Source organism: Bacteroides sp., from assembly GCF_052357945.1.
Lineage (GTDB): Bacteria > Bacteroidota > Bacteroidia > Bacteroidales > Bacteroidaceae > Bacteroides.
The window spans coordinates 1-4,119 of sequence record NZ_DAWCXD010000240.1; the positions used below are offsets into that span (position 1 = coordinate 1).

Here is a 4,119-nt window from a genome sequence, read left to right on the forward strand (position 1 = left end):
CTGTGCTTGATAAACTGTTGGCGTTTGACCCCAGTTCGAAAGTAGCTTGCGAAACACTAGTGACTACCGGACAAGTGGTGCTAGCGGGTGAAGTGAAAACAAAAGCGTACGTTGACCTACAACTCATCGCACGCGAAGTGATTAAGAAAATCGGTTATACCAAAGGAGAGTACATGTTCGAAAGCAACTCTTGTGGTGTACTTTCTGCTATTCATGAGCAAAGCCCCGATATCAACCGTGGTGTAGAGCGTCAGGATCCGATGGAACAGGGTGCAGGCGACCAGGGAATGATGTTTGGTTATGCTACCAATGAAACGGAAAACTACATGCCGCTTTCTCTTGATTTGGCACACCGCATTCTGCAAGTGCTGGCCGACATCCGTCGTGAAGGAAAGGTAATGACTTACCTCCGCCCCGATGCCAAAAGCCAGGTTACTATCGAATATGATGACAACGGAACGCCTGTCCGTATCGATACAATCGTTGTTTCTACACAACATGATGACTTTATCCAACCGGAAGATGACTCTCAAGCTGCTCAACTGAAAGCTGACGAAGAAATGTTGTCTATCATCCGCCGTGATGTGATCGAGATTCTGATGCCTCGTGTCATTGCTTCTATCCATCACGATAAAGTGTTGGCGCTGTTCAATGATAAAATCATTTATCATGTGAATCCTACGGGCAAGTTCGTAATTGGTGGTCCTCACGGAGATACCGGTTTGACAGGTCGTAAGATTATCGTTGATACTTATGGTGGTAAAGGTGCTCACGGTGGTGGTGCTTTTTCCGGAAAAGATCCTAGCAAGGTAGACCGTAGCGCAGCTTATGCAGCACGGCATATCGCAAAGAATATGGTTGCGGCAGGTGTAGCAGATGAAATGCTTGTACAGGTGAGCTATGCTATCGGTGTGGCTCGTCCGATCAATATTTTTGTAGATACTTATGGCCGTTCCCATGTTAACATGACGGATGGTGAGATTGCCCGCGTTATCGATCAGTTGTTCGATCTACGCCCGAAAGCAATCGAAGAACGTCTGAAGCTTCGTAATCCTATTTATCAGGAAACAGCTGCTTACGGTCACATGGGACGTGAACCGCAAGTGATAACGAAGAAATTCTTCTCTCGCTACGAAGGGGACAAAACTGTGGAAGTGGAACTCTTTACATGGGAGAAACTCGACTACGTAGATAAAATCAAGGCTGCTTTTGGTCTGTAAAATAGCTTGAAAGCGAGCTTAGCTCATTAGGTAAGAGCCACAATCTCAACTCCTTTTAGTAGGATATGAGGTTGTGGCTCTTGATTTTAAATAAGTTATATTTAAATAAATGTCTTTTGGATATTAATCTTCTTTTGCCGGAATTTGCTACTTTTGACCCGTAAATAAACAGACTGCCTAATGAAAACAAGATGTTGTTGTTCTAAACGCTATTTATTGGCGTTCTTTAGTTTACTTGTCAGCGTAGGTAGCATTCTGATGTCTGTTTCTCTATCTTCCTGCTCTTCTTCGGTGAAGAGTCCATTGCTACTATCTGCTGACTCATTGATGGAAATATATCCTGATAGTGCATTATCTATTTTGGAATCAATTTCCTTCCCACAGAAATTGCCACGTGCTGACAGAGCACTATATGCGCTATTGCTCACGCAAGCAAGGCATAAAAATTATATTGCTTTAGAGGATGATTCGCTGATAAAAACGGCTGTTGAATACTATGGTGATAAGAAGAAAAGTGTACGTGCTGCAAAAGCTCATTATTATTGGGGAGCTACCTATGGTGAGAAGGGGTATACTTCATTTGCTGTAGACGAGTATTTGACGGCAATTCGGTTGATGCCTGTTAGGGATGAGTTCTTGGCAATGATATATGATAATCTTGCGGACTGTTATGAAAAAGATGATTTGTATGATATAGCGATTGAGGCTTATCGCCAAGCTTATCAAATATTAGAGGGGGGAAGTCAGCAGACATATCCATTGAGAGGTATTGCACGTATTTGTTTATTACAAAATAAAAAGGATAGCGCATTGTTGTATTATCAAAAAGCTCTTGATTATGCATTAGCAGAGCAAGACTCTAGTTTGATAGGAGCTCTTTATCATGACCTCGCTATGGTTTACAATGAAAAAAAAGATTATGTTCAAGCAGATAAATATGTATCGAAAGCAATGATTATGCAAGGGGATGATGCTGTTAATGTCTGTTTGTCAAAGGCTCAAATTATGTTGAATTTGAATAAACTTGATTCTGCCAGTTATTTCTTTAGTAAGAATATAGACCAACTTAATATTTATGGAAAGGCTGTTTGTTATGATGGAATGCATCAAATAGCAAAGAAAAGAGGTGAATGGAAGATTGCGACAGAAAATATGGATGCATATAGAGTGCTTTATGATTCTATGCAGATTATGAATGACAATGAAGAACTCAATCGACTTATGGATAAACATCAATTAGAAGAACATAAGAGGCTATTGTCAGAACATACTAACATGCTGGTTTTTACTTTGGTTTCTGTATTCTTTTTCTTAATGATTATTTGTGTCTTTTGTTTTATGTGGAATGATAGGAAAAGGAAAAAGCGTTATATAGCATTACAACGTGAATTGACCCAAAATCGGGTAGATACTATGCTGCTCAAAGAGGAAGAGGTCTCGGAAACTAATAAAGAAGATCTAGATAAGAAAAGGTCGAAGTTAACAGAGCAGCAAATTCAATTATGTATATCTGTACTTAAAACAACTAATTGTTACGATCAATTGGAAGCATTAGAGAAAACGACTCCTAAACAGCTATTGGTGATGCGTAGTTTGAGAAAAGAGATACGTTCTGAAATTTCTAGTGCATTTGTTGATGTGATGATGAATTTGAAGGAACGTTATCCGGCTTTAACTGGTGATGATATATTTTATTGTGTTCTTTCATTGCTTTGTTGTTCGAAAACTGTCATGATGGAGTTAATGGATGCTACATCAGATGCTCTTAAAACCCGTAAAAATCGTATAAAGAACAAAATGGATGCTCAAATTTTCGATCGCATGTTTGGCGTTGATATTCAGTGAGATATATTGATTTCTCTAGGTCTGTTTTGCTTTTAAATGAAAGGCTGTTACCATTGTTACCACATAAAAATCGTTTCTTTTGCTTCATCTGTGTATTTTTGGAGCGAAATTTTAAACCCATTTATTATGAAAGCTAAATTTTTACCTTTTTTGTTGTTGACTGTCTTGCTTCAAGTAAGTACGTTTTCTTTTGCACATGAAATGATATCTGCACGTCAAATCAGACTAAAGAATAAAACTGAGGTACAACATCGGTCTATCCCTGTTACTCCTGATGCTTTTATTGAAAACTCATTGTTGTCTATTGACCTTCTTTCTACTGTTCCTACTGTAACTGTTACCATCAAGGATGCAGAGACAGGAGAAGTAGTTTATACATCTACTGATTTAAATGTAGATAAGGTTTATATTGATCTTGCAGGTGAAGAAAAAGGTAAATATACTTTGGAGATACAACTTCCGAAGGAAGCCTTTATCGGAGATTTTGAATTAGATTAAATTTTTGGAATATATATTATTTGCAACTAACATAAGATGATATACCTAAATCATTAACTGTTGAAGCCCCGCTGCTGAAATATATGGCGCATTGCTGAAATGACAATTTAGATGACCGAAAGGGGAAAGAATCGGTTAACTTTTATTCGTGGGCTTAATAAGCCTTGTGAAAGGCCCATTAAGGTATATTGAAACGTAAAATTAGAATCACTTTTTTAATTGTGTGCTGGATTGCTACTGGTAGGGTATTTGAACGATTTTATAGTTCGGATAATGAAGTTCATTCAGCAACAATGTGATACACCTGTTAGTAGATGAGAAATCTGTGATAGATGTATTCTCTGTGAGAAAGGCTCTTGGACTTCTAAAAATAAGAAGTCCAAGATTTTTTTATGAAGATAGATAAATGTGGAGATAAAAATGATCTCTGATTAAGTTGAATATGAATAACGGAATTTTTTCGTAATTTTGCCTTCTCGATATAATAATGGATAGTGATGAAGATGAACCAGATAAATTCCGTATGCGTATATAGCGCTTCCAGTACCAAGATAGA

The 4,119-nt window shown here is 38.0% G+C and carries 3 protein-coding genes; all 3 read left to right on the top strand.

What is annotated here, in order from left to right:
• The first annotated feature begins 2 nt into the window (after positions 1–2).
• Positions 3–1,220 (top strand): methionine adenosyltransferase, encoded by a 1,218-nt coding sequence (metK, locus tag ACT8YW_RS22075; RefSeq protein WP_444107161.1) that lies wholly within the window; start codon positions 3–5, stop codon positions 1,218–1,220.
• A 180-nt stretch (positions 1,221–1,400) separates the two neighbouring features.
• Positions 1,401–3,065, top strand: a complete 1,665-nt coding sequence (locus ACT8YW_RS22080; RefSeq protein WP_444107162.1) for a tetratricopeptide repeat protein — start codon at positions 1,401–1,403, stop codon at positions 3,063–3,065.
• A 126-nt stretch (positions 3,066–3,191) separates the two neighbouring features.
• Positions 3,192–3,563, top strand: coding sequence for a DUF3244 domain-containing protein (locus tag ACT8YW_RS22085; protein ID WP_444107163.1), 372 nt, complete (start codon positions 3,192–3,194; stop codon positions 3,561–3,563).
• Positions 3,564–4,119: the final 556 nt, after the last annotated feature.

What these genes read in the sequence shown, in the direction of transcription:
- ACT8YW_RS22085 (WP_444107163.1), top strand. Translation starts at nt 3,192, where the DNA reads ATGAAAGCTAAATTTTTACCTTTTTTGTTGTTGACTGTCTTGCTTCAA.
- ACT8YW_RS22080 (WP_444107162.1), top strand. Translation starts at nt 1,401, where the DNA reads ATGAAAACAAGATGTTGTTGTTCTAAACGCTATTTATTGGCGTTCTTT.